The 21,423-nt window shown below is 74.6% G+C and carries 18 protein-coding genes and 1 pseudogene; 14 read left to right on the top strand and 5 right to left on the bottom strand.

Annotation, left to right across the window (positions count from 1 at the left end):
* Nucleotides 1-67 precede the first annotated feature (67 nt).
* A complete protein-coding gene (gene gntA, locus IEY78_RS15420; protein WP_189098573.1) occupies nt 68-745 on the bottom strand; it encodes a guanitoxin biosynthesis heme-dependent pre-guanitoxin N-hydroxylase GntA in 678 nt (225 codons plus the stop codon).
* Between the two features lie 459 nt (nt 746-1,204).
* Complete coding sequence (locus tag IEY78_RS15415) at nt 1,205-1,873, bottom strand: hypothetical protein (RefSeq protein ID WP_189098571.1); 669 nt, start codon at nt 1,871-1,873, stop codon at nt 1,205-1,207.
* A 624-nt stretch (nt 1,874-2,497) separates the two neighbouring features.
* Here IEY78_RS15415 and IEY78_RS15410 point away from each other — a divergent pair.
* The 4 genes from IEY78_RS15410 to IEY78_RS15395 all read left to right on the top strand — a co-directional run bounded on the left by IEY78_RS15410 (nt 2,498) and on the right by IEY78_RS15395 (nt 6,046).
* A complete protein-coding gene (locus IEY78_RS15410) occupies nt 2,498-2,707 on the top strand; it encodes a ferredoxin (RefSeq protein ID WP_189098569.1) in 210 nt (69 codons plus the stop codon).
* Nucleotides 2,697-4,061, top strand: a complete 1,365-nt coding sequence (locus IEY78_RS15405; RefSeq protein WP_189098567.1) for an NAD(P)/FAD-dependent oxidoreductase — start codon at nt 2,697-2,699, stop codon at nt 4,059-4,061. Before IEY78_RS15410 ends, IEY78_RS15405 begins: the two co-directional genes overlap by 11 nt.
* Before the next feature lie 38 nt (nt 4,062-4,099).
* A complete protein-coding gene (locus IEY78_RS15400) occupies nt 4,100-5,311 on the top strand; it encodes a cytochrome P450 (protein ID WP_189098565.1) in 1,212 nt (403 codons plus the stop codon).
* Between the two features lie 90 nt (nt 5,312-5,401).
* Nucleotides 5,402-6,046, top strand: coding sequence for a dihydrofolate reductase family protein (locus IEY78_RS15395; RefSeq protein ID WP_189098563.1), 645 nt, complete (start codon nt 5,402-5,404; stop codon nt 6,044-6,046).
* Nucleotides 6,047-6,094: 48 nt separating this feature from the next.
* Here the strand turns inward: IEY78_RS15395 and IEY78_RS15390 are convergent, their stop codons facing one another.
* Nucleotides 6,095-7,579, bottom strand: a complete 1,485-nt coding sequence (locus tag IEY78_RS15390; RefSeq protein WP_189098561.1) for an alpha/beta fold hydrolase — start codon at nt 7,577-7,579, stop codon at nt 6,095-6,097.
* A 178-nt stretch (nt 7,580-7,757) separates the two neighbouring features.
* On the opposite strand from IEY78_RS15390, the gene IEY78_RS15385 reads away from it, so the two are divergent.
* The 10 genes and pseudogenes from IEY78_RS15385 (at nt 7,758) to IEY78_RS15340 (ending at nt 19,288) form a co-directional block, all read left to right on the top strand.
* Nucleotides 7,758-9,014: an ATP-grasp domain-containing protein gene (locus tag IEY78_RS15385; protein ID WP_189098559.1), complete on the top strand. Its 1,257-nt coding sequence runs from the start codon at nt 7,758-7,760 to the stop codon at nt 9,012-9,014.
* Nucleotides 9,011-9,877 (top strand): hypothetical protein, encoded by an 867-nt coding sequence (locus IEY78_RS15380; RefSeq protein WP_189098557.1) that lies wholly within the window; start codon nt 9,011-9,013, stop codon nt 9,875-9,877. The genes IEY78_RS15385 and IEY78_RS15380 overlap by 4 nt, the downstream gene beginning before the upstream one ends.
* Nucleotides 9,874-11,034, top strand: coding sequence for a PLP-dependent cysteine synthase family protein (locus IEY78_RS15375; RefSeq protein WP_189098555.1), 1,161 nt, complete (start codon nt 9,874-9,876; stop codon nt 11,032-11,034). Before IEY78_RS15380 ends, IEY78_RS15375 begins: the two co-directional genes overlap by 4 nt.
* Nucleotides 11,031-12,122 (top strand): dipeptide epimerase, encoded by a 1,092-nt coding sequence (locus IEY78_RS15370; RefSeq protein WP_189098553.1) that lies wholly within the window; start codon nt 11,031-11,033, stop codon nt 12,120-12,122. Before IEY78_RS15375 ends, IEY78_RS15370 begins: the two co-directional genes overlap by 4 nt.
* Nucleotides 12,119-13,366: pseudogene (locus IEY78_RS15365) on the top strand (MFS transporter); the annotation flags it as partial. The gene IEY78_RS15370 and the pseudogene IEY78_RS15365, both read left to right, overlap by 4 nt.
* A gap of 102 nt (nt 13,367-13,468) precedes the next feature.
* Nucleotides 13,469-14,245: a class I SAM-dependent DNA methyltransferase gene (locus tag IEY78_RS15360; RefSeq protein ID WP_229699985.1), complete on the top strand. Its 777-nt coding sequence runs from the start codon at nt 13,469-13,471 to the stop codon at nt 14,243-14,245.
* A 39-nt stretch (nt 14,246-14,284) separates the two neighbouring features.
* On the top strand, nt 14,285-15,865 hold the full coding sequence (locus IEY78_RS15355; protein WP_189098551.1) for an ABC transporter substrate-binding protein: 1,581 nt from the start codon (nt 14,285-14,287) through the stop codon (nt 15,863-15,865).
* A complete protein-coding gene (locus IEY78_RS15350; protein WP_189098549.1) occupies nt 15,862-16,815 on the top strand; it encodes an ABC transporter permease in 954 nt (317 codons plus the stop codon). Before IEY78_RS15355 ends, IEY78_RS15350 begins: the two co-directional genes overlap by 4 nt.
* On the top strand, nt 16,812-17,693 hold the full coding sequence (locus tag IEY78_RS15345; RefSeq protein WP_229699964.1) for an ABC transporter permease subunit: 882 nt from the start codon (nt 16,812-16,814) through the stop codon (nt 17,691-17,693). The genes IEY78_RS15350 and IEY78_RS15345 overlap by 4 nt, the downstream gene beginning before the upstream one ends.
* Entirely contained in the window at nt 17,690-19,288 is a 1,599-nt protein-coding gene (locus tag IEY78_RS15340; protein WP_189098547.1) for an ABC transporter ATP-binding protein, read from the top strand. The genes IEY78_RS15345 and IEY78_RS15340 overlap by 4 nt, the downstream gene beginning before the upstream one ends.
* Nucleotides 19,289-19,314: 26 nt before the next feature.
* Here the strand turns inward: IEY78_RS15340 and IEY78_RS15335 are convergent, their stop codons facing one another.
* Together IEY78_RS15335 and IEY78_RS15330 are read right to left on the bottom strand one after the other, a co-directional pair.
* Nucleotides 19,315-20,604 carry a cytochrome P450 gene (locus IEY78_RS15335; RefSeq protein ID WP_189098546.1) on the bottom strand — a complete coding sequence of 430 codons (1,290 nt, stop codon included), beginning with the start codon at nt 20,602-20,604 and terminating at the stop codon, nt 19,315-19,317.
* Nucleotides 20,601-21,392, bottom strand: coding sequence for an alpha/beta fold hydrolase (locus IEY78_RS15330; RefSeq protein ID WP_189098544.1), 792 nt, complete (start codon nt 21,390-21,392; stop codon nt 20,601-20,603). Before IEY78_RS15330 ends, IEY78_RS15335 begins: the two co-directional genes overlap by 4 nt.
* Between the last annotated feature and the right edge of the window lie 31 nt (nt 21,393-21,423).

Below are 21,423 nucleotides of genomic sequence, written 5' to 3'. Positions count from 1 at the left end.
GGGCCCGGCAGCGACCCGGCGGGCCGGGCCGATCGGGGCGGGCCGTACGTCACGCGGAGCAGGCGGCTCAGACCCGGGCGGAGAACGGACACGCCCAGTCGGCCGGCTTGGGACGGCCCGAGTAGCGGCGGGCCTCGGAGAGCTTCTCGTACTCCAGGAGGTTGGGGTTGATGTCGCCCTGGAGCTCGATGTCCTGCTTGCGTATCTTCTCCTGCAGCCGGTCCCACAGGCCGGCGGCCTTGATCCGGTTGAACTGGTCGTGCGAGTTGAAGGCCAGCATCGGGAAGGGCGGACGGCGCCCGATGCGGCGGTGGGTCTCGTGCAGCCCGATCACGAAGAACGGGTGCCCGGCGACGCTGTAGGCGAAGGCGCCGGACGACGGGTCGGGGTCGTAGCCCTCCGCCCAGGTGTGCAGCCGGCTGTCATGGTCGTGCACCGCCTGGAGGTGCTGCCACAGCAGCGCCTCGAACTCCGTCTCCTCCAGCTGCAGCGGTCCCGAGAAGGTGGCCACGAAGCTGGTGAAGGGCTTGGCGGCCCAGTCCACCGACGCCACATACGCCTGGAGATCGGCCGCCATCTCCGCGGCCGCCGCGTCATCCCCGAACCAGGTGTAATGGCGGTGCGTGATGCCCCCCTGCCGCCAGGCCGAGCGGCCGGCAAGGCAGGCAAAGGAATCGCCGAGCAGGAACTGCCCGACTTCGGTGGCGGCGGTGGCGGCCGGAGTGGCGATGGCGTCAACCGTCATGTTCGTGACCTTCGGTGAGAGGGGCGATACCCGTGGTGGGGCCCGGCGGGGAGGGACCCTGGCAGTCAAGATCGGTCGAGGCCGGTTCGTCAAGATACTTCCTCCGAGCCCCCGGGAAGTACCCCCGCCGACGGGGCCGGCAACCCGGCCGCGGCGGTCTGATCGCCCTGGTCACACCACGCCCCGGACCCGCCCCGCACCCCGTGGGGCACCGCGCGTCCGGAGCCGTCGGCACGCGGTCTTCGGGGCCGCGCCGCCGGGCCGTACTCCGCAGTGTGCCACCCCGGCACACCCCGCTCGTCCACGCGATTGCCGGGGCCCGCACGCCCCGGTCATCGGTCGGTCGGTCCGAGCCCTGCGCCGGTGACTCGGACGGTCGGCTGCCGCTTCCCGTCCGCCTGCCGCGGGCGGCCGGTGAGGGCCGCGGGCGACGAGGCCGCAGACGGGAGCGAGGGCGGGTCAGACCGAGGCGGGCGCGGCTTCCTCGGCGGCCTGCTCGGTGTCGTTCGCCTTGGCCGCGGTCGCGGACCCGGCGGCGGGACGCGAGTAGAACACGCTCCGGCCCTGCTTGCTGCGGTGGGCCAGTCCCCTGGAGACGAGCGAGGTCTCCAAGGTGTTGCGCACGGCGGTCTCCGGTGCGGTGTGCTCCGGGTGCTCCCGCGTCAGCAGCTTCGTCATCTCCGCCACCGTGCGCGGCTGCTCGTCGAGCAGGGCGAGCACGCGGTCGGCGCGCGTGGTGTTCTTCTGCCGCGCCTTGACCCGGGCCGTCGTGGCCTTGCGCGTCTTCTTGCTGCTGCCTGCCACCTTGGCCGGGGGCTTCTTGGCGCTCCGGGCTGCCTTGGCCGGGGCCTTCTTCGCGGGCTTCTTCGCCGCCCGGTCCGCCGCCTTCTTCGCGGGCTTGGCCTTCGGCGCGGCGGGAGCCGGCCGGCGCGCCGCGGGCACGGTCACCGGAGTTGCCGCGGCCTTGTCGGCCTCAGCGGGCTGCGGTGCGGCGGTTTCCTCCGGTGCCTGGCTGTCGAGAAGCTGGATGTCCTCCAGCTTCGCCTTGAGTTTCTGCAGTTCGTTGATCTGTTGTGTGACGCGCTCCAGCTTGGCGGCCACCTGCGCAGTGAACTCCGAGTCTGACATGACAACAGCCTGCTCTCTCTCGCCTGATCGATCTGCGGTTGGCTGGATGTTACTCATCTCTCTCAGCAATTAACCCCAGGTCTCTTGTCCTTGTCCTGGGAAGTGTGCCGCAGGGGAGTATGGTGGCCGCCGAACGTGCCTTCGTCCATGGGGAGTTGGGCTCTTCTTCGGCCTGTCCGGGCAGAGAAGAAAAGAGTCAGTAATGAGCCATCCGAGAGACGGCCGGGGTCCGTGACGGCTGCCGCTCGGATCCGAACTCCATCCGTTTTTCACTCCTTTGAGGCTTATGCTCGGCGCCCGGTGATGGTGTGGTGGAGTGTGGGCGAGCGGCCCGGGTGACGGTAACGACATCGGTGGTGCGTGAGTGTGGCCGTCGGAGGTGGTGCGGGTGTGCGCGTCGGCGTCCAGGTTCCCGCGCGCGCCTGTGCTCGTGTCCGTGCCGTGTGGGAGTGAGTGCCGGTGCGGGGGAGAGGATCGGCCACCCCGGTCCACGGGCCGCTTTCGCCGGTCACCACCCTGCGCAACCCCCCGAATGGCCCAGCGCTCACTGCGTCGCACCGGGAGCGGCGATAGACAGGGGGGACGGGTATGGCGCGGCACCGGTAGTGGGAGGAGCGGCTCGGGATGCATATCGTCGTCGATCTCAATCGGTGTCAGGGCTATGCGCAGTGCGCGTTCCTCGCCCCCGGTGTGTTCACGATGCACGGCGAGGAGAGTCTGCTGTACACCCCGGTCGTTCCGGAGGAGCAGCGGGAACGGGTGAGGCGGGCGGTGGCCGCCTGCCCGGTGCAGGCGATCCTCGTGGGCGAGGAGGCGGGCACCGGTGCTCGGTGAACCGCGTGCCGACCGGATCGTCATCGTCGGAGCCTCGCTCGCCGGGCTGCGGGCGGCCGAGACGCTGCGCGCGGAGGGGTTCACCGGCTCGCTGACCCTGATCGGGGACGAGACGCATCCCCCTTACGACAGACCGCCGTTGTCCAAACAGGTCCTGCTCGGGAAGGTGGCCGCGGACCGGACCGGACTCCCGCAGCGCCGCCGGCTCGACGCGGACTGGAGACTCGGGGTGCGGGCCGGCGGGCTCGACCCGGTCGGGAAGCGGGTGCTCCTCGACGACGGTGCGGATGTCCCCTTCGACCGGCTGCTGATCGCCACCGGAACCCGTGCCCGGCCCTGGCCCCACCCGGACGAGGCCGCCCTGGACGGGGTGTTCACCCTGCGCACCAGCGGCGACGCGGCCGCGCTCGCGGCGCGCCTGGACGCCGGACCGCGCCGGGTGCTCGTCATCGGCGCCGGGTTCACCGGCTCGGAGATCGCCTCCGCCTGCCGGGAGCGCGGACTCGAGGTGACGGTCGCGGAGCGCGGGCCGGCGCCGCTGGTCGGCGCGCTCGGCGGGACGCTGGGCGAGCTGGCGGCGAAGTTGCAGCGGGCGCACGGGGTCGACCTGCGCTGCGGAGTGACGGTCACCGCCCTGGAGGGCGACGGCCGGCTCACCGGCGCGCAGTTCTCCGACGGGACGCGGATCGACGCCGACATCGCGGTGATCGCCCTGGGCGCGGTCCGCAACACCGAGTGGCTCGCCGAGTCGGGGCTCGCCGCCGGGCCGAGGGGCGTGACCTGCGACGCGGGGTGCCGCGCCTTCGACATGTACGGCATCGTCACCGACGACATCTTCGCCGCCGGTGATGTGGCCAGGTTCCCGCACCCGCTCTTCGAGTACCAGCTGCTGTCCCTGGAGCACTGGGGCAACGCCGTGGCGCAGGCGGAGGTGGCGGCCCACAACATGGTCAGCCCCGGGCCGCGCCGACGCCCGCACCTGACCGTGCCGGCGTTCTGGTCCAGCCAGTTCGGCCTCAACATCAAGTCCGTCGGGGTGCCCACGTTCTCCGACCAGGTGGTCATCGCGCAGGGGTCGCTCAAGGACGCCCGGCTGGTCGCCGTCTACGGCTACCGCGGTCGGGTCACCGCGGCGGTGAGCGTGAACCAGGCCAGATCGCTGGACTACTACCGGCACCTGATCGAGACGGCGGCGCCCTTCCCGCCCGCGCCGGGAGCCGCCGACCAGAGAGAGTCCCCGGTGCCCGTCCCCTCCGACGTACCGGACCCCAAGCTGCTCTCGCACGGTCCGACGGTCGCCCTGACCGGTCATCTGCCCGACCGGCGCCTGACCGTGGTGCAGCCGGCCCGCTGAGACCACCGCCACTCCCTAGCGACGAGGAGCTCCCGAGCATGGCTGCGGACACCCTGTTCCAGCGGATCACCGACTACGCGAACCGCGCCGACCCCTATCCGCTCTACGCCGAACTCCGCGAGAACGGGGTGGCGCGTCAGGACGACGGCAGCTACCTGGTCGGCACGTACCACGAGATCGCGGCGCTGCTGCACGACCCGCGGATCTCCTCGGACCGGCGGCAGCGCACCGTGCCGGACGGGGCCGCGGGCACGGACGAGGGGGTGCCGCCGTCCTTCATCGGACTCGACGACCCCGAACACCACCGGCTGCGCGGCATGGCGATGCGCTCCTTCGGCCCGCCCCACACCCCCGACCGGATCGACGGGATGCACGAGGACATCACCCGCATCGTGCGGGACCTCCTCGCCGGCCTCGCGGACAAGGAACGGATCGATGTCGTCGACGACTTCGCCTATCCGCTGCCCGTCACCGTGATCTGCCGGCTGCTGGGCGTACCGGCCGAGGACGAGCCGCGCTTCCGTGAGTGGTCGGACGCGATCGTCGCGGGGTTCGACCCCACGCCCGACGAGGACCCCGCGGAGCGGCAGCGCGCGGGCACCGAGGCGCGGAAGACGATGGCGCTGTACCTGGGCGATCTCGCCGAGCGGCGCCGCGGCCACCCCTCCGGCGACATGCTCTCCGCCTTCGTCAACGACGCGGGCCCCGAGGGGCAGCTCACCCCGCTGGAGACCATGGCCACCGGGGTCCTGCTGCTCATCGCCGGCCACGAGACGACCGTCAACCTGATCACCAACGGCATGCTCACGCTGCTGCGCCACCCCGACGCGCTGGCGCGCCTGCGCAGGGAACCCGAGCTGATGCCGCTGGCGGTGGAGGAGTTGCTGCGCTTCGAGCCACCCGTCCAGATGCTTCCGCAGCGCACCCCGCTGGCCGACATCGAGGTCGCGGGCCGCACGATTCCCAAGGGTTCGCCTCTCATCCTGATGCTGGCAGCCGGGAACCGCGATCCCCAGCGGTTCGCGGACGCCGACCGCTTCGACCCCGCACGCGAGGACAACCAGCACCTCGGATTCGGCAGCGGGGTGCACAGTTGCTTCGGCGCGCCACTGGCCCGTCTGGAGACGCAGATCGCCCTGCACGAACTCATCCGGCACCTCGACACGCCCCGCCTGATCGAGGACCCGCCCGAGTACCGCCGCAGCCCGGTGCTGCGCGGCCCGCGGCATCTGCTCATCGGGCGCGGCTGACGAGTGACGCCATGTCTGCCGCGGATGCGGCGAGGGCCCTGTCCGGCTTGAGTAGTCTCACCGTTGTCATCGCCCGCACAGGAGGAACACGTGGCTCAGCTCCTGAGAGTCCAGAACTTCAGCGTCTCGAGTGACGGCATCGGTGCCGGCGAGGACCAGACCCTGGAGCGGCCCTTCGGCCATGTCGATCCCGGGAGGCTGTTCGCCTGGGCCGGGGCCACGGCGAGTTGGCCCATGCGCACCGACTCCGGGGGGAGCCGGGGCCTGGACGACTACCTCACGCGGGACTACGCACGCAACATCGGCGCCGAGATCATGGGCCGCAACAAGTTCGGGCCCCAGCGCGGCCCCTGGAAGGACCATGAGTGGCAGGGCTGGTGGGGCGACGAGCCGCCGTTCCACACTCCGGTTTTCGTGCTGACCCACCATCCGCGTCCGTCGTTCACGCTCTCCGACACCACGTTCCACTTCGTCGCCGGCGACCCGGCCGCCGTCCTCGCGCAGGCGCGGGAAGCGGCGCAGGGCAAGGACGTGCGGCTCGGCGGCGGAGTCAGCACCATCCGGCAGTTCCTGGACGCCGACCTCGTCGACACCCTGCATGTGGCGGTCTCGCCGGTGGCGCTCGGGTCCGGGCTGCGCCTGTGGGAGTCCCCCGACGAGCTGCTCGACCGGTTCCACCTCGATGTGGTGCCCAGTTCGAGCGGCGTGACGCACCACCTGTTCTGGCGGCGGTGACCGGCCCTCAGCCCGTGGCGGGCGCCGGCCGGCAGGAGCCGGTGCGGGTCAGGGCGTAGGGAGTCCCGGCCCCGCGCAGTGCACATCCGAGTGCGGCACCCTGCCGTCGACCAGATAGGCCGCGGCCGCCTCGTCCACGCAGCGGTTGCCCCGGCTGGCGAACACCCCGTGGGAGTAGTCGTGGTGCAGGGTGACCAGACGGGATACGGGCAGCCGCCGCTGGAATGCGCGGGCGCCGGCGAGGGGCGTGACGGGGTCGTGCGCGGAGGCGATCAGCAGGACCGGCGGGGTGCGGGGGCCGCCGAGCGGGGTGCGGTGGGCGGGGCGGTGGTGCCAGTAGGCGCATACCGAGGCCTCCATCCCGGTGAGGACGGGATGCGGGGTGAGCCGCCGCATCCGCCGCAGGTCGGCCAGGACACGGGAGGGCGCGGGCGGCGGGCCGTCGGCGCACTTGACGGTGCGGTTGGCGGCTTCGTACGTGCGTGACGCGGCGCCGTCGAAGGGCTCCGCCGGGCGCAGCGGCCCCACACTGCCGTCGCGCAGCCAGGCACGCAGGCCCTCGGCGAGACCGGCCCAGCGTTCGGTGCGGCCCAGCGCCCGGTACACGGCGCGGTCGAACTCCGCCGGGCCGAAGCCGTCCACGGGGTGGCGCGCGAGGCCGGCCCGCACCCGCAGATACGCGGCCCGGACCGCGGCCCGGTCGGTGCCGAGCCCGAAACGGTCCGAGCCGCGGGCCGCCCACGCGAAGAACACCGCCCGCTGGCGCACCATCGCCCGGGCCTGGCGGAGGTCGAAGTCGTACCAGTCCCAGGGGCCGACGACGCTGTCCAGCACCATCCGGCCGGTCCGGTGGGGGAAGCGGGCGGCGTAGGCGGCCCCGAGGTAGCTGCCGTAGGAGACGCCGAGGAAGCCGATGCGGCGTTCGCCGAGCGCCGCCCGGATCGCGTCCATGTCGCGGGCGGTCTCCGTGGTCGACAGAAACGGCAGGGCGTCCTCGACGCCCCGGGCGCAGTCGTCCGCGGTCCGCCGCAGCCCGTCGAGCGCGGCCCGCTCCGCCGCCCGCCCCACCGGCACGGGATCCGGCCCCGGACTCTGGAAGAGGCCGCCCATCGGCCCGCAGTCCGCCGGTGCGCTGCCGCCCGTGCCGCGGGGGTCAAAGCCGATCACGTCGTACGAACGGCGCACCCGCTCGGGCAGTTTGGCGCGCTTGGTCACGGCGTAGGCCAGGCCCGGGCCGCCGGGCCCGCCGGGGTTGACCAGCAGGACGCCGCGGTGTTCGGACGCCGGTCCCGAGGCGCGGACGCGGGATATCGCGAGCCGGAGCTGCTTGCCGTCCGGGTGGCTCCGGTCCAACGGGACGTGCAGGTGGGCGCATTCGACGCGGTCGGGGGCCGGCGGGGCGGGGACGGAGTGCGGGCAGGCGCCGAAGTGGAGGGCGGGGGCCGGGGGAGTGGCATGGGCCGGGGCGGCGGGCAGGACGGCGGCGGTGGCCGCGAGGGCGCAGAGCAGGGCGGTGCGGCGCGGTGAGGGCATCACGGATCTCGCATTCGGAGGGCGGAAGGGGAGGGAGGGCGCTGCGGAGGTTGGTGTTGAAAATGATTATCGTTTACAGTGTGGCTCGGTCAAGCCCGCCGGTCCCCACCCGGGCTCCACCGCCCCCTGGGCGACCGCCACCACCACGCCCGCACACCGCCCGCGACGAAGGGACACCGTGGCTCATCTGCTGATGGTCGAGAGCTGGGTCGGAGCGATGAGCAGACTGCTCCCGCGCGCGATCCGGGAAGCCGGACACGAGTTCACCTTCCTCACCCGCGACCTGCACCACTACCTGCGCGCCGCGCCCGAGGGCACCGCCCACCCGCTGCTCGGCGCCCGCCACGTACTGACCGCCGACACCAACACCCCCGACACCCTGCTGCCGTACATCGAGCAGCTGCAGCCCGTCCTCGGCTTCGACGGGGTGCTCACGTCCTGCGACTACTACCTCCCGACGGCCGCGCGCATAGCGGACCGCCTCCGGCTGCCGGGGCCCGCGCCCACCGCGGTCGAGCACGCCTGCCGCAAGGACACCACCCGGCAACTGCTCGCCGCCGCCGGGCTGCCCGGCCCGCGCTTCGCCCGCTGCGCGGACCGCTCCGAGGCCGCCGCCGCGGCGGCCTCGATCGGATACCCACTGGTGCTCAAGCCCGTCGACCTGTGCGCGGGCATGTTCGTCCGGCGCATCGACGACGAGGCGGAGCTGGTCAGCGCCTGCCGCGCGCTGGACGACTTCCCCGTCAACGCGCGCGGCCAGCGCCGGACCCCCGTGTTCCTCCTCGAAGAGCTGCTGCACGGGCCCGAAGTGAGCGTCGAGACCGTGACGTTCGAGGGCCGCACCCAGGTCGTCGGGGTCACCGACAAGAGCGTCGGCGGCGCACCGGCCTTCATCGAGACCGGCCACATGTTCCCCGCCGCGCTGCCCGCGCAGGACGCGGCGGCGGCCGGGGAGACCGCCTGCCGGGCGCTGGCGGCGCTCGGGCTGGACGGCGTCGTGGCCCACACCGAGATCAAGCTGACGCCCGACGGGCCGCGCCTGGTCGAGGTCAACCCGCGGCCCGCCGGCAACCGCATCACCGAACTCATCCGGCACGTCGGCGGCATCGACCTCGCCGCCGCCGCGGTGGACCTGGCCCTGGGCCGGCGGCCCGACCTGCGGACCCGGGAGACCGGGCTGTCCAGTGCCGCGATCGGCTTCCTCGTGCCCCGGACCACGGGCGTGCTGGCGGCGATCGAAGGCGACGACCTCGTACGGCAGGCGCCGGACCTGCTCGAACTCCACCTCGCCGCGCCCGGCCACACCGTCAAGGAGGCCGGCAGCAACAACGCCTACCTGGGACACGTCATGGCCGGCGACGCCGACGGCCCGGGCGCCCGACAGCGGGTCGAGGCCCTGCTGTCCGGACTGCGCCCGCGGGTGGTGACCCCATGACCCCGGCCCTCACCCGCACCCCCGCCCGCAGCACCCCGGCCCCCGCCGCCTCGTACGACGAGCTGGTGGCGCGCGTCCTCGACGGGGAGTTCGGCCCCGACCCGCGCACCCGGCGCATTGCCGTGGCCTTCAGCACCCGGCAGGCCGTACGCCACGAGGGCCGCGCCGGCGGCTACCGCAACGAGGTACTCAGCCTGCGGCTCGGCGCGGCGGTAGGCTCCTGCGCGGTGGAGCCCGGCGCGCTGCCGGACGCCGCCGTCGAGGACTGTGTGGGCGCCGACATCGCCCGCCTCCTGGACCACCCGCTGCGCCCGGTGCGGGTGGCCGCCCTGGACGCTTATCTGACCCAGGCGCTGCCGCACACCCCCGCCAACGGCGCCCGGCCCTGGTCCCTGCCGGCCGGGTCCTCGCTGCGGAAGTCGCGGGCCCGGGCGCGGGCCGTCACCGGACTGCTCGACGCCCCGCCCGGCGCACGGGTGCTGGTGGTCGGCGTGGTCAACTCGCTGCTGGAGGCGCTGCGTACCCGCGGCCTGTCGTACGTGCCCTGCGATCTCAAGGGCGGCACGACGGAGTGGGGCGAGCCCGTCCGCACCGACGCGCTCGCCGAACTGGCGCACTGCGACGCGGTGCTCGCCTCCGGGATGACCCTGGGCAACGGCAGCTTCGAGCCGCTGCGGGAGGCGGCGCTGCGGCACGGCCTGCCGCTGGTGATGTTCGCGCAGACCGGGAGCGCGGTGCTGCCGCGCTTCCTCGGCGCCGGGGTCAGCGCCGTATGCGCCGAGCCCTACCCGTTCTTCTGGCTCGACGGCGGACCCGGCAGCATCCACCGCTACCGCGCCCCGGCACCCGGAGCCGCCCGGTGACCACCGCACTCCTGCCCACTGGCAACCGGGAGCTGCTCGGCCTGCTAGGCCGCACCCCGCTCGCCCGCGTCACCACCGGCCTGCCCTGCCCGCACCCCGGCTTCTGGGCCAAGCTCGAAGGGCTCGGCGCGGGCGGTATGAAGGCGCGCGCCGCGGTGGCCATGCTGCTCGGCGCCCGCGAGCGCGGCGAACTGCCGCCCGGCGCCCCCGTGGTGGAGTCCACCTCCGGCACCCTCGGCATCGGGCTGGCCTTCGCCGGCCAGGCGCTGGGCCATCCCGTCGTGCTGGTCGGCGACACCGAACTGGAGCCGTCGATGCGGCGGCTGCTGCGGACCTACGGCGTCCGGCTCGAACTGGTCGACCGGCCGGCGGCCGAGGGCGGCTGGCAGGCGGCCCGGCTGGCGCGGCTGCGCCGACTGCTGACCGAGCTGCCCGGCGCCTACTGGCCCGACCAGTACAACAACCCCGACAACGTGGCCGGTTATGCCTCCCTCGCCGCCGAGCTGGCCGCCGCGCTGGACCACCTCGACATCCTGGTGTGCAGCGTCGGCACCGGCGGCCACAGCGCGGGCGTCATCGGCCCGCTGCGCCGGCACTGGCCGCGCCTGCGGCTGATCGGCGTGGACGCCACCGGCTCGACCATCTTCGGCCAGCCCGCCAGGACCCGGCTGATGCGCGGCCTCGGCAGCAGCATCCACCCCCGCAACGTCGCCTATGACGCGTTCGACGAGGTGCACTGGGTCGGTCCCGCCGAATCCGCCGACGCCTGCCGCCGGCTGGCCGCCGGCAACTTCGTCAGCGGCGGCTGGAGCACCGGCGCGGCCGCCCTCGTCGCAGCCTGGGCCGCCCGCGTCCACCCCGGAGCCGTGGTCGCCACGGTCTTCCCCGACGGGCCGCAGCGCTACCTCCACAGCGTCTTCGACGACGACTTCACCACCGCCCACGGCCTGGACCTGGACCGTGCCGCCACCCGCCCCGTCGAGATCCCGCACCCGCGGGCCGCCGAGGCGACCGGCTGGACCCGCTGCCGCACCGTCACCGACCCGCTGGCGGCCGACGGCCCGCCCGCCCCCGCCGGCCGGCGGCGCTCACCGCCCGCACCCACCGCCGCCGCGCACCGCCCCGCCCGCCGAACCCCCCGGAAAGACACCCCGTGAAGGTCCGCCACCGCACCGTACGACTCCCCCTCGCCCAGCCCCTGCGGATCTCCCGCGCCACGATGGCCGCCCGCGACGCGGTCTGGCTCGCCGTCGAGCACCGCGGACACCGCGGCTACGGCGAGGCCGTCAGCAGCACCTACTACGGCCTGGACGCCCGCACCATCCGCCGCCTGCTGAACGACACCGCCGGCGCCCTCGCCCGCTACCGCACCCCCGAGACCGCGCTCGACGCCCTGCGGGCCGGCGCACTCCCCGCGCCCGGCACCCCGCCGGCGGTGACCGCGGCGGTGGAGTCCGCCCTGCTCGACCTCGTCGGCAAGCGCGCCGGCCGCCCCCTGCACCAGCTGCTCGGCGCCCCCACCGCGCCGAGCGCCACCACCGCCCGCACCCTCGGCATCGGCGCCCCCCGCGCCGGGGCCGAACAGGCCGCCCGGCTGGCCCGGCAGGGCTTCTCCGTCCTCAAGGTCAAGGTCGGCCTCCCCGACCCCGAGGACGACCTCGACCGGGTCCTGGCGATCCGCGGCGCGGCCCCGCACGCCCGGCTGCTGCTCGACCCCAACGGCGCCTGGACCACCGCCCAGGCCGACAGCCTCCTGCCCCGCTACGCGGCCCTCGGGGTCGAGGCCGTCGAGCAGCCGCTGGCCCCGGGCGACCCCGAGGCGCTGGCCGCCCTCGCCGCCCGCTCACCCCTGCCCGTCATCGCCGACGAGGACGCGGCCAACGAGGAGGACGCCCGGCGGCTGGCCGGACGGGTGCACGGCATCAACGTCAAACTCGCCAAGTGCGGCGGCGTCACCGCGGCACTGCGCATCGCCGGACTGCTCGCCGGCAGCGGCACCGCGCTGATGCTCGGCTGCCTGACCGCCAGCACCCTCGGCCTCGCGCCCGCCGTCCACCTCGCCGACCGGGCCCGATGGGCCGACCTCGACGGCCATCTGCTGCTCGCCCACGACCCCTGGACCGGCATCGGCGGCACGGACGGCACCGTACGCGCCGGCCGGCTGCCGGGCCTCGGCATCCGCCCGGTCCACCGCCCCCGCCCGCACCGGGCACCCGTACGCCACGAAGCGGAGGCACCGCGGTGAAGACCTGGCACGAGCTGCGCGGCTTTCCGCTCGCCGTCCGCCTGCTGCTGATCAACCAGCTCGGCGTGAACATCGGCTTCTACCTGCTCATTCCCTACCTCGCGGTGCACCTGAGCAAGGACCTGGGGATGTCCGCCGCGGTCGTCGGCATCGTCCTCGGCGTCCGCAACCTCAGCCAGCAGGGGCTCTTCCTCATCGGCGGCTCGGCGTCCGACCGGCTGGGTGCCCGCGGCGTCATCATCGCCGGCTGCGCGCTGCGGACCGTCGGCTTCGGGCTGTTCGCGCTCGGCGACGGCCTGGCCGTGCTGCTCGCCGCGTCCGTCCTCAGCGGGCTGGCCGGTGCCCTGTTCAACCCCGCCGTGCGCGCCTACCTCGCACAGCGCGCGGGCAGCCGGCAGGCCGAGGCCTTCGCCCTCTTCAACGTCTTCGCCACCACCGGCGCCCTGGTCGGGCCGCTGCTCGGCAGCGCCCTGCTGCTCGTCGACTTCCGCATCGCCGCACTCACCGCCGCCGCGCTCTTCGCCCTGCTCACCGTCGCCCAGGCCCTGGTGCTGCCGCCCGTCGAGGTGCCGCCGGCCGAGGGCGGTGTCCTCGCCGACTGGCGCGAGGTCCTCGGCAACCGCGCCTTCCTGGCCTTCGCGCTGGCCATGGTCGGCATGTTCACCCTGCAGAACCAGCTGTACCTGCTGCTGCCCGGCGGCGCACAGCGGGCCACCGGCTGGGACGGCGCGGCCGGCCTGGTCTTCCTCGTCGGCACCCTCGCCAACCTCGCGCTCCAGATGCGCCTGACCCGGGCGCTCAAGGAACGCGGCGCGCGGACGCGGTGGATCGCCGCCGGGCTGGGGCTGATGGGCCTGGCGTTCGTCCCGCCGATGGCCGTCGCCGGGCTGGAGGCGCCGCCCGGCAGCGCGGGAGCCGCCGTGCTGCGGGCTCTTCCGGTGCTGGCCGGTGCGCTGCTGCTCTACCTGGGCGTCATGATCGCCCAGCCGTTCGTGATGGAGCTGATCCCCGCCTTCGGACGCACCGGACTCACCGGCACCTACTTCGGGGTGTTCTACGTCGTCTCCGGCATCGCCGCGGCGGCGGGCAACACCGTCGTCGGCTGGGCCATGGACACCGGCGATCGGATGCGGATGCCGTGGCTGCCGTGGGCGTGCTGTCTGGCCTTCGGACTGCTCTCCGCGGCCGGCGTCGCCTGGCTGCACCGGCGGCGCGCGCTGCCGGAACGGACGACCGCGGAGCCGGAGCCGGAGCGGGAGTTGGAGCGGGCGTCGGAGCCGGAGCCGTCCGCGCCGGACGAGGAGACGGCCACGGACCCCGACAAGACCCCCGCGAACGGCGCCAACCTGCTCACCGACAACCCGGAGCTGTACGAGGCACGCTTCCCCGACGCCGACCGGCTCGCCGGCCGCTGGGCGGAGGACTGCCTGCGCCGCCACCGTGCGGGCCGCCGCGTCCTGGACCTCGGCTGCGGCACCGGCCGCGACGCCGCCCAACTGCACCGGGCCGGCCGCCGGGTGGTCGGCGCCGACCTCTCCACCGCGATGCTGGCGTACGCCCGCACCCACCACCCCGGCCCGGAATACCTGCGGGCCGACCTGCGCGGCTTCGACCTGCCCGGGGCACCCTTCGACGCCGTCGTCTGCCTGGACAGCGCCCTGCTCTACTGCCACACCGACACCGAACTCGACGGCTTCCTCGCCTCCTGCCGACGCGCCCTGCTGCCCGGCGGCCTGCTCGTCGCCGAAATGCGCAACGGCGCCTTCTTCCTCGGCCGCACGGAACTGCTCGACGACCCGGCCGTCCACGGCTTCACCTGGCAGGGCACCGCCTACACCTCCACCACCACCCTGTCCGTCGACCGCACGGCCCAGCTGCTGCGCCGCACCCGCCGCTGGAGCGCCGACGACGGCTCCCCGCCCCATGAACAGGACTCCGCCTGGCGGTTGCTCTTCCCGCAGGAACTGCGCCGAGCCCTCACCGCACACGGCTTCCAGGTCCTCGAACTGCACGACGGACCGGGCCCGCGCACCGAGCCCGCCTGGCAGGAGGGCACCGCCCCGGGAGCCTTTGCCGACGGCGACCGGCTCCACCTCGTCGCCCGGCTGACCCCCACCGACTGACACCCCGCCACCGCCCCCGCCCACACCAAGGACACCGCCATGCACGACGGCCCCGCTCCCGACTCCCGCTTCCCCGGCCTGCGCCGCCGCGGCTTCCTCGCCGCCGGGGGCGCCGCCGGCCTCGGCGCGCTCGCCCTCACCGGATGCACCGGAACCGCTCCCTCCGGCGACGCCGCGGGCGGCCGGCCACGGCGCGGCGGCACCCTGCGCGCCGCCTTCGCCGGCGGCGGCGCCGAGGAGACCCTCGACCCGCACCGGGCCAACCTGTTCGCCGATGTCGCCCGCGCCAAGGCGCTGTTCGACAAGCTCGCCGACTTCGGCGCCGACCTCTCCGCCCGGCCCCGGCTCGCCACGTCCTGGGAGCCGAACGCCGGGCTGGACCGCTGGACGGTGCGCCTGCGCAAGGCGGTCTTCCACCACGGCAAGCCGGTCACCGCCCGGGACGTGCTCTACAGCTACCGGCGCATCGCCGACCCCCGGCAGGCCTTCCGCGCCAAGGCCTCGCTGGCGCCCCTCGACCTCACCGCCAGCCGGGCCGTGGACGAGCGGACCGTCGAATTCGTCCTCAAGCACCCCACCGCCGAATTCCCCAACCTGCTCGCCGCGTTCGGCGCCTATATCGTCCCCGACGGCACGAAGGACTTCACCGCGCCCGTCGGCAGCGGCCCGTTCCGCTTCGTGTCCTTCACCCCCGGCCGCTCCGCCGTCTTCCGGCGCCACGAGGACTACTGGGACGGCCCGCCCCACCTGGAGCGACTGGAGTTCCTGGTCGCCAACGAGGAGTCCGCGCGGCTCAACGCCCTCCTCGGCGGCCAGGTCGAATACGCCCATGAACTCACCCCGACGACCGCCCGCACCCACGAGGGCAAGGGGCAGATCGAGATCGTACGGCTGCGCAACAGCACGATGCAGTCGTTCGCCATGAAGACCGACCGGCCGCCGTTCGACGACCGGCGGGTACGCGAGGCCTTCTTCCTCCTCGCCGACCGCCGGGAACTCGTCGCAGGCGCGCTCTCCGGCGCCGGCGAGATCGGCAACGACCTGTTCGGCAAGGGCTATCAGTACTACGCCGACGGCCTGCCGCAGCGCCGCCCCGACCCCGACCGGGCCCGGCATCTGCTCAAGAAGGCCGGCGCCGAGGGCCTGCGCGTCACCCTGGACACCTCGGCCGTCGCCGCCGGATTCACCGAGGCCGCCGCCATCTTCCGCGACCAGGCGGCCAAGGCCGGCGTACGGGTGAAGGTGGCGATGGGCAGCAAGGACAGCTACTGGCAGGACACCCTCGACTCCGGCACCCTGTGCTGCTACCGCTCCGGCGCGATGCCCCTCGAATCGCACTTCTCCCAGCGGCTGCTGAGCACCTCCACCACCAACGCCACCCACTGGCGGCACAAGGACTTCGACGCCCTCTACCAGCAGGCCCAGTCCACCCGGAACACCGAGGACCGGGCCGCCGTCTACGCGCGGATGCAGCGCCGGCTGTACACCGAGGGCGGCTTCCTGGTCTGGGGCTTCGCCGACTGGATCGTGGGCACCGCCCGCACCGTGCGCGGCGTGGACCGCCGGGCCCCCGCCAACACCCTCGACTGGGCCCGCTTCGACCGGGTGTGGCTCACATGACCGGCCTGCGGCCCTGGCTGCTCCGGCGGCTGCTGCTCGGCGCCGGGCAGACCGTCGCCGTCGTGCTGCTCGTCTTCGCCCTCACCGAGGCGCTGCCCGGCGACGCCGCGGTGGCGCTCGCCGGCGACCAGCCCGACCCCGCACGGATCGCGGCCCTCCGCGAGACCATGCACCTGGACCGGCCCGCCGCCGAACGCCTCGTGGACTGGGCGGCCGGGCTGGCGCACGGCGACCTCGGCAGCTCCCTGGTCTCCGGCCGCCCGGTCAGCTCCTACCTCGCCGACGGCTTCGGCCCCACCCTGCTGCTCGCCACCCTCACCCTGCTGCTGCTCGTCCCCCTCGCCGGCGGCCTCGGCGTGCTGGCCGCCCGGCACGAAGGACGGCTCGTCGACCGCCTGATCAGCGCCGTGACCCTGGGCGTCTACGCCGTACCGGAGTTCGCCCTCGGCGTGCTGCTGGTCACCGTCGTCGCCCTGCGGCTGGAGTGGCTGCCGCCGACCGCCGTCGGCCACGGCGACGACCTGACGGCCCACCCCGCGGTGCTGGTGCTGCCCGTGCTGGTGCTGCTGTCCCGGCCCGTGTGCTCGCTGGCCCGGCTGGTGCGCGCCGGCATGATCGACGCACTGGCCGCGCCCCATATCGCCCACGCCCGCCGCTACGGCATCCCCGGCGCCCGCCTCCGCTACGCCCACGCCCTGCCCAACGCCCTGGCCCCCGCCGCCCAGCAGCTCGCCCGCACCGTCGACTGGCTGCTGTGCGGAGTCATCGTCGTGGAGGCCCTCTTCGTGATCCCCGGACTGGGCACGGTCCTGATGAACGCCGTGGCGGAACGCGATGTCCCCGTCCTGCAAGGACTGGCGGTCGTGTTCGCCGTCACCGGCGTCGTCCTCAACCTCGCCGCGGACACGGTCATCTACCGCTGCACGCCCCGGGCCGGGGTGGCGGCATGAGGCGGCGGCGCTGGGCCTGCGCCCTGATCGTCCTCGCCGTACCCCTGCTGCTGGCCCTGCTCGGCCCGCTGTTCGCGGGGGAGCCCGGACCGCGCGGCGCCTCCTTCACCACCGGCGGCGGGCACGGCGCCGGCACCGACTTCGTCGGCCGGGACGTCTGGCGCCAGGTACTGCTGGGCGGACGCCCGGTGGTCCTGGCCGCCCTCGCGGCGACCGCGCTGGCCTACGCGGTGGCCCTGCCGTTGGGCCTGTGCGGCGCGTTGACCCACCGCCGCTGGCTGGACGAGCTGCTGACCCGGCCGCTGGACGTGCTGCTCGCGGTGCCCTCGCTGCTGCTCGTCCTGCTGGTCGCGGCGGTCGTCCGGCCCGGCGCGGCGGGCATCGCGCTGCTGGTGGCCCTGGTCAACATCCCCGATGCCGCCCGCGCCGTCCGGGCCGCCGCCGCCGAGGCGGCCGCCCGCCCCGTGGTCGAGGCGCTGCGCATGCAGGGCGAGTCCTGGGCGCGCACGGCCCTGGGCTGTGTGGGCCGTGCCGCGCTGCGCACCCTGGCGGCCGACGCCGGGGTACGGCTGACCGGCGTGCTCTACCTGGTCGCCACGGCCTCCTTCCTCGGCGTCGGCGCCGCACCGGACGCCGCCGACTGGGCGGTGATGGTCGACCGCAACCGCACCGGCATGTTCGTCCAGCCCTGGGCCGTCGCCCTGCCCGCCCTGCTGATCGTGGCGCTGACCATGGGCACCAACCTGCTCTTCGACGCCGCCCTCGCCGGACGCACGCCCCGCCCCGCACCGGGCCGGGAGCGACCGCCCGCCCCCGAACCCCCGCCCGCCGACGCCACCTATCCCGCACCGGGGCCCAACGAGAAGGACGAGCCGTGACCGTGCACACCGCCCACGAGATTGCCCGGATCCGGGATCTGCGGGTCGAGGTCGACGGCCGCGCCCTCGTCGACGGCGTGAGCCTGCGGCTGGCACCCGGCCGGATCACCGCACTCATCGGCGCCTCCGGCAGCGGCAAGACCACCACCGGACGCGCCCTCCTGCACGCGTACCCGCCCGGCGCCACGGTGACCGGCGAGGTGTCCGTCCCCGACACCCCCGTCGGCTACGTCCCCCAGCACCCGGCCACCGCCCTCAACCCCGCCCGGCCGGTGGCCGCGCTCCTCCAGGACATCGCCCGCCCCCAGGTACGCCACCTGCCGCGCCGTGCCCGCCGCCCCGCCCTGCGCCACCGGGTACTGGACGCCCTCGCCCGAGCCCAACTGCCCGACGGTGAGACCCTGTTGAAGCGCTACCCCCACCAGCTCTCCGGCGGCCAGCAGCAGCGGGTGGTCCTCGCCCAGGCACTGCTGGCCGGCGCCACGGTGATCGTCGCGGACGAACCGACCACCGGTCAGGACGCCCTGACGAAGCGCGAGATCACCGGCCGGCTGGCCGCCGTGGCCCGGCAGGGCATCGCCGTCCTGCTGCTGAGCCATGATCTGGACGTCGTCCGCGCGCTGGCCGACGAGGTCCATGTCCTGCACGCCGGCCGCCTCGTCGAATCCGGCCCGCCCGAGCTGCTCCGACACGCCCCGCAGCACCCCCGGACCCGCGCCCTGCTCACCTCGGCCGACCCCACCGCAGCGGCCGCTCCGCCCGCCCCGTCCTCTGCCCTCCCGGCCCCGTCCTCTGCCCTCCCCGCCCCGGACGCCGTCCTCCGCGTGCGCGGCCTCACCGCCCGCCACGGCAGCTCCCGCGTCCTGCACGTCCCCGAACTCCGGCTCGTCCCCGGTTGCCTGGCTGTCGTGGGCCGCTCCGGCAGCGGCAAGACCACCCTCGGCCGCTGCCTGGCCGGACTCCACCGGACCCACGACGGACAGCTCCGGCTCGACGGCGCCGCGCTGCCCCGCAGCCTCCGCGACCGTACCCGCGCCCAACTCGCCGCGGTCCAGTACGTCTTCCAGGACGCCCACGCCTCCTTCGATACCCACCGCACGATCCTCGACCAGGTGGCCCGCAGCGCCGTCCGCCTGCGCCACCGCCCCCGCGCCGAGGCCACCGCCGACGCCGTCCGCACCCTGCGCTCCCTCGGCCTCACCGGCGACCTCCCGCACCGCACCCTGGCGGAGCTGTCCGGCGGCGAACTGCAACGCGCCGCCCTGGCCCGTGCCCTGCTGGCCCGCCCCCGGGTCCTGATCTGCGACGAGATCACCTCCGGCCTGGACCCCGTCACCCGGCGCGGCCTGCTGACCCTCCTGGAGGGCTTGCTGCGGGCCGACCCGGACCTGTGCCTGGTCCTGATCACCCACGACCGCGACACCGCGGCCCTCGCCACCACCCTCGCCGTGCTCGACGCCGGCCGGCTCGTCGAGCACGGCCCGGCCGCCCGCCTGCGCACCGCACCCCGACACCCCCTCACCGCCGGGCTGCTGCAGGTGCCCGGGCCCGCCCCGCAGCCGTCCCCGGTCGGCCCCGACCCGCAGCACCAGTAGCGCACCGGCCCGGCCCTTCCCTCCCCCTACGCCGGGCCCACGTCCAGCAGCCGCAGCGGCAGCGACTTCAGCCCGTGGATGAAGTTCGACACCAGCCGCCGCGGCGGCCCCGCCACGGCGAGGGCGGGCACCAGGCGGCAGGTCTCCTCGTACAGCACCCGCAGTTGCAGCCGGGCGAGGTGCGCGCCCAGGCAGACGTGCGGCCCGTCGCCGAAGGAGACATGGGGGTTGGGGGAGCGGGCCAGGTCGAGACGGTGCGGGGCGGCGAAGACCCGCTCGTCGAAGTTCGCCGCACCGTGAAAGACCACCACCTTGTCCCCGGCGCGCACGGCCTGCCCCGCCAGCTCGGTGTCGTGCGCCGCGGTCCGGCGGAAGCTGAGCACCGGCGGATGCCAGCGCAGCAGCTCCTCCACCGCCGCCGGCATCCCCAGGGCCCCGGTGCGCAGCCCGCGGTAGGCCTCCGGGTGCCCGGCCAGGGCCAGCAGCCCGCCGGGAGCCGCGCTGCGCACGGTGTCGTTGCCCGCGATGGTCAGCAGGAAGAAGAACATCTCCAGCTCGGGCACGGCCAGTTCCCCGTCCGTGGCGAGCGTGGTCATCACGTCGTCGGCCGGCTGCCGCCGCTTGTGTGCGGCCAGCTCCCGCGCGAAGGCGAACATGTCGTGCAGCATCGCGGGGGAGCGGGGGTCGGCGGGCCGCCCGTCCGGACCGGCCCGGTCCGGGGCCGCCTCGTCCGGGTCCTGGTAGCCGATGACGCGCCGGGTCCAGTCCAGCAGCAGCCCCCGCTCGGCGGCCGGCACCCCCAGCAGATCGGCGAGGTTGAGCAGCGCGAAGTCATCCGTGACGGCCTCGACGAGGTCGCACACCCCGTCCCCGCCGCGCGCCGTGTCGATGGCCGCGGCCAGCAGCGCACGGGCCCGCTCGCGCACCACCGCCCCGAACCGCTCGACCCGGCCCCGGGTGAACGCGCGGCTGACCGCCCGCCGCAGCCGGCCGTGGTCCGGCGGATCCTGATTGAGCATCATGCGGCGGATGAACGGCAGATCCGCCGGGTCGGGGTCCCGGATCTGGGTGGCGCCCAGACAGGACGAGAAGGTGCGGGCGTCCTTCAGGACCCGTACGACGTCCTCATGGCGGGTGACCGCCCAGAAGCCGGGCCCGGCGGGCCACCCGAGCACCTCGTGCTCCTCCTGCCAGGCCACCGGATGCCGGTCCCGCAGGAGCCGGTACGCCGCGTGCGGCAGACCGTCCGCATAGCCGCGCGGGTCGAACACGTCCGGCAGACCCGGCTCCGCGCCCCCGGCCACCGGCGCCGTCATCCCGCCTCCGGGCCGCCGTCGCCGTCGGCCCGCAGGAAGTCCTCCACGGCCCGGATCAGCTCCAGCGGCGTCTCGTCCATCGCGTAGTGCCCGGCCGAGGCCAGCTCGATCAGCGCGCTGTTGGCGTACCACCGCATCCAGGTCTGACGCGTCAGCTCGGCGGTCAGCGCCGGATCCAGGGCCCCGGTCACCGCCAGCGCCGGCACCGCCGACCCCTCGACCTGCGCCGCGAACCCCTCACCGGACCACGAATCCAGCCAGGCCCGGAAGGCCGCGGGAGCGCTGCACGCCACCGAGTGCCGCACCATCCGGTCCAGCCAGGCATCCGGACGGCGCCCGCCGGACGTGAGGTCGATGATGGCCCTGCGGTTCCGCGGGACGTGCACGGCGGTGGAGAACAACTCCCACTGCTCCGGCGGCAGGGGCAGCCCGGACGCGGGGACGGGGGAGATGCCGACCAGCCGCCGCACCCGCTGCGGGGCCGCGGCCAGCACCCGTTGGGCGACGCTGGCCCCCATGGAGTGCCCGACCACCGAGAACCGCTCCCAGCCCAGCCGGTCGGCGAGCGCCAGCACATCGCCCGCCCCCTCGCCGGTGGTGAACGCGCCGTCCGCGCCCTTCGCCTCGCCGTAGCCGCGCAGATCGACCAGGGCGTACTGGAACGCCTCCCGGTCGAGATCCGGTAGGACCGGGTCGAAGGCCGACCGGTCGCTGAACCACCCGTGCACCGCGATGACCTTGTGCGCCCCCGTGCCGTGCAGGGCATGAGGCAGAACGAAAGAAGTCACGCTCACTCCAGACCTGTTGCGGAACGCCCCG

Origin of the sequence: Streptomyces kronopolitis (genome assembly GCF_014646275.1) — a bacterium.
GTDB classification, from domain to species: domain Bacteria; phylum Actinomycetota; class Actinomycetes; order Streptomycetales; family Streptomycetaceae; genus Streptomyces; species Streptomyces kronopolitis.
This window is presented reverse-complemented; position numbering and strand designations above follow the sequence as displayed.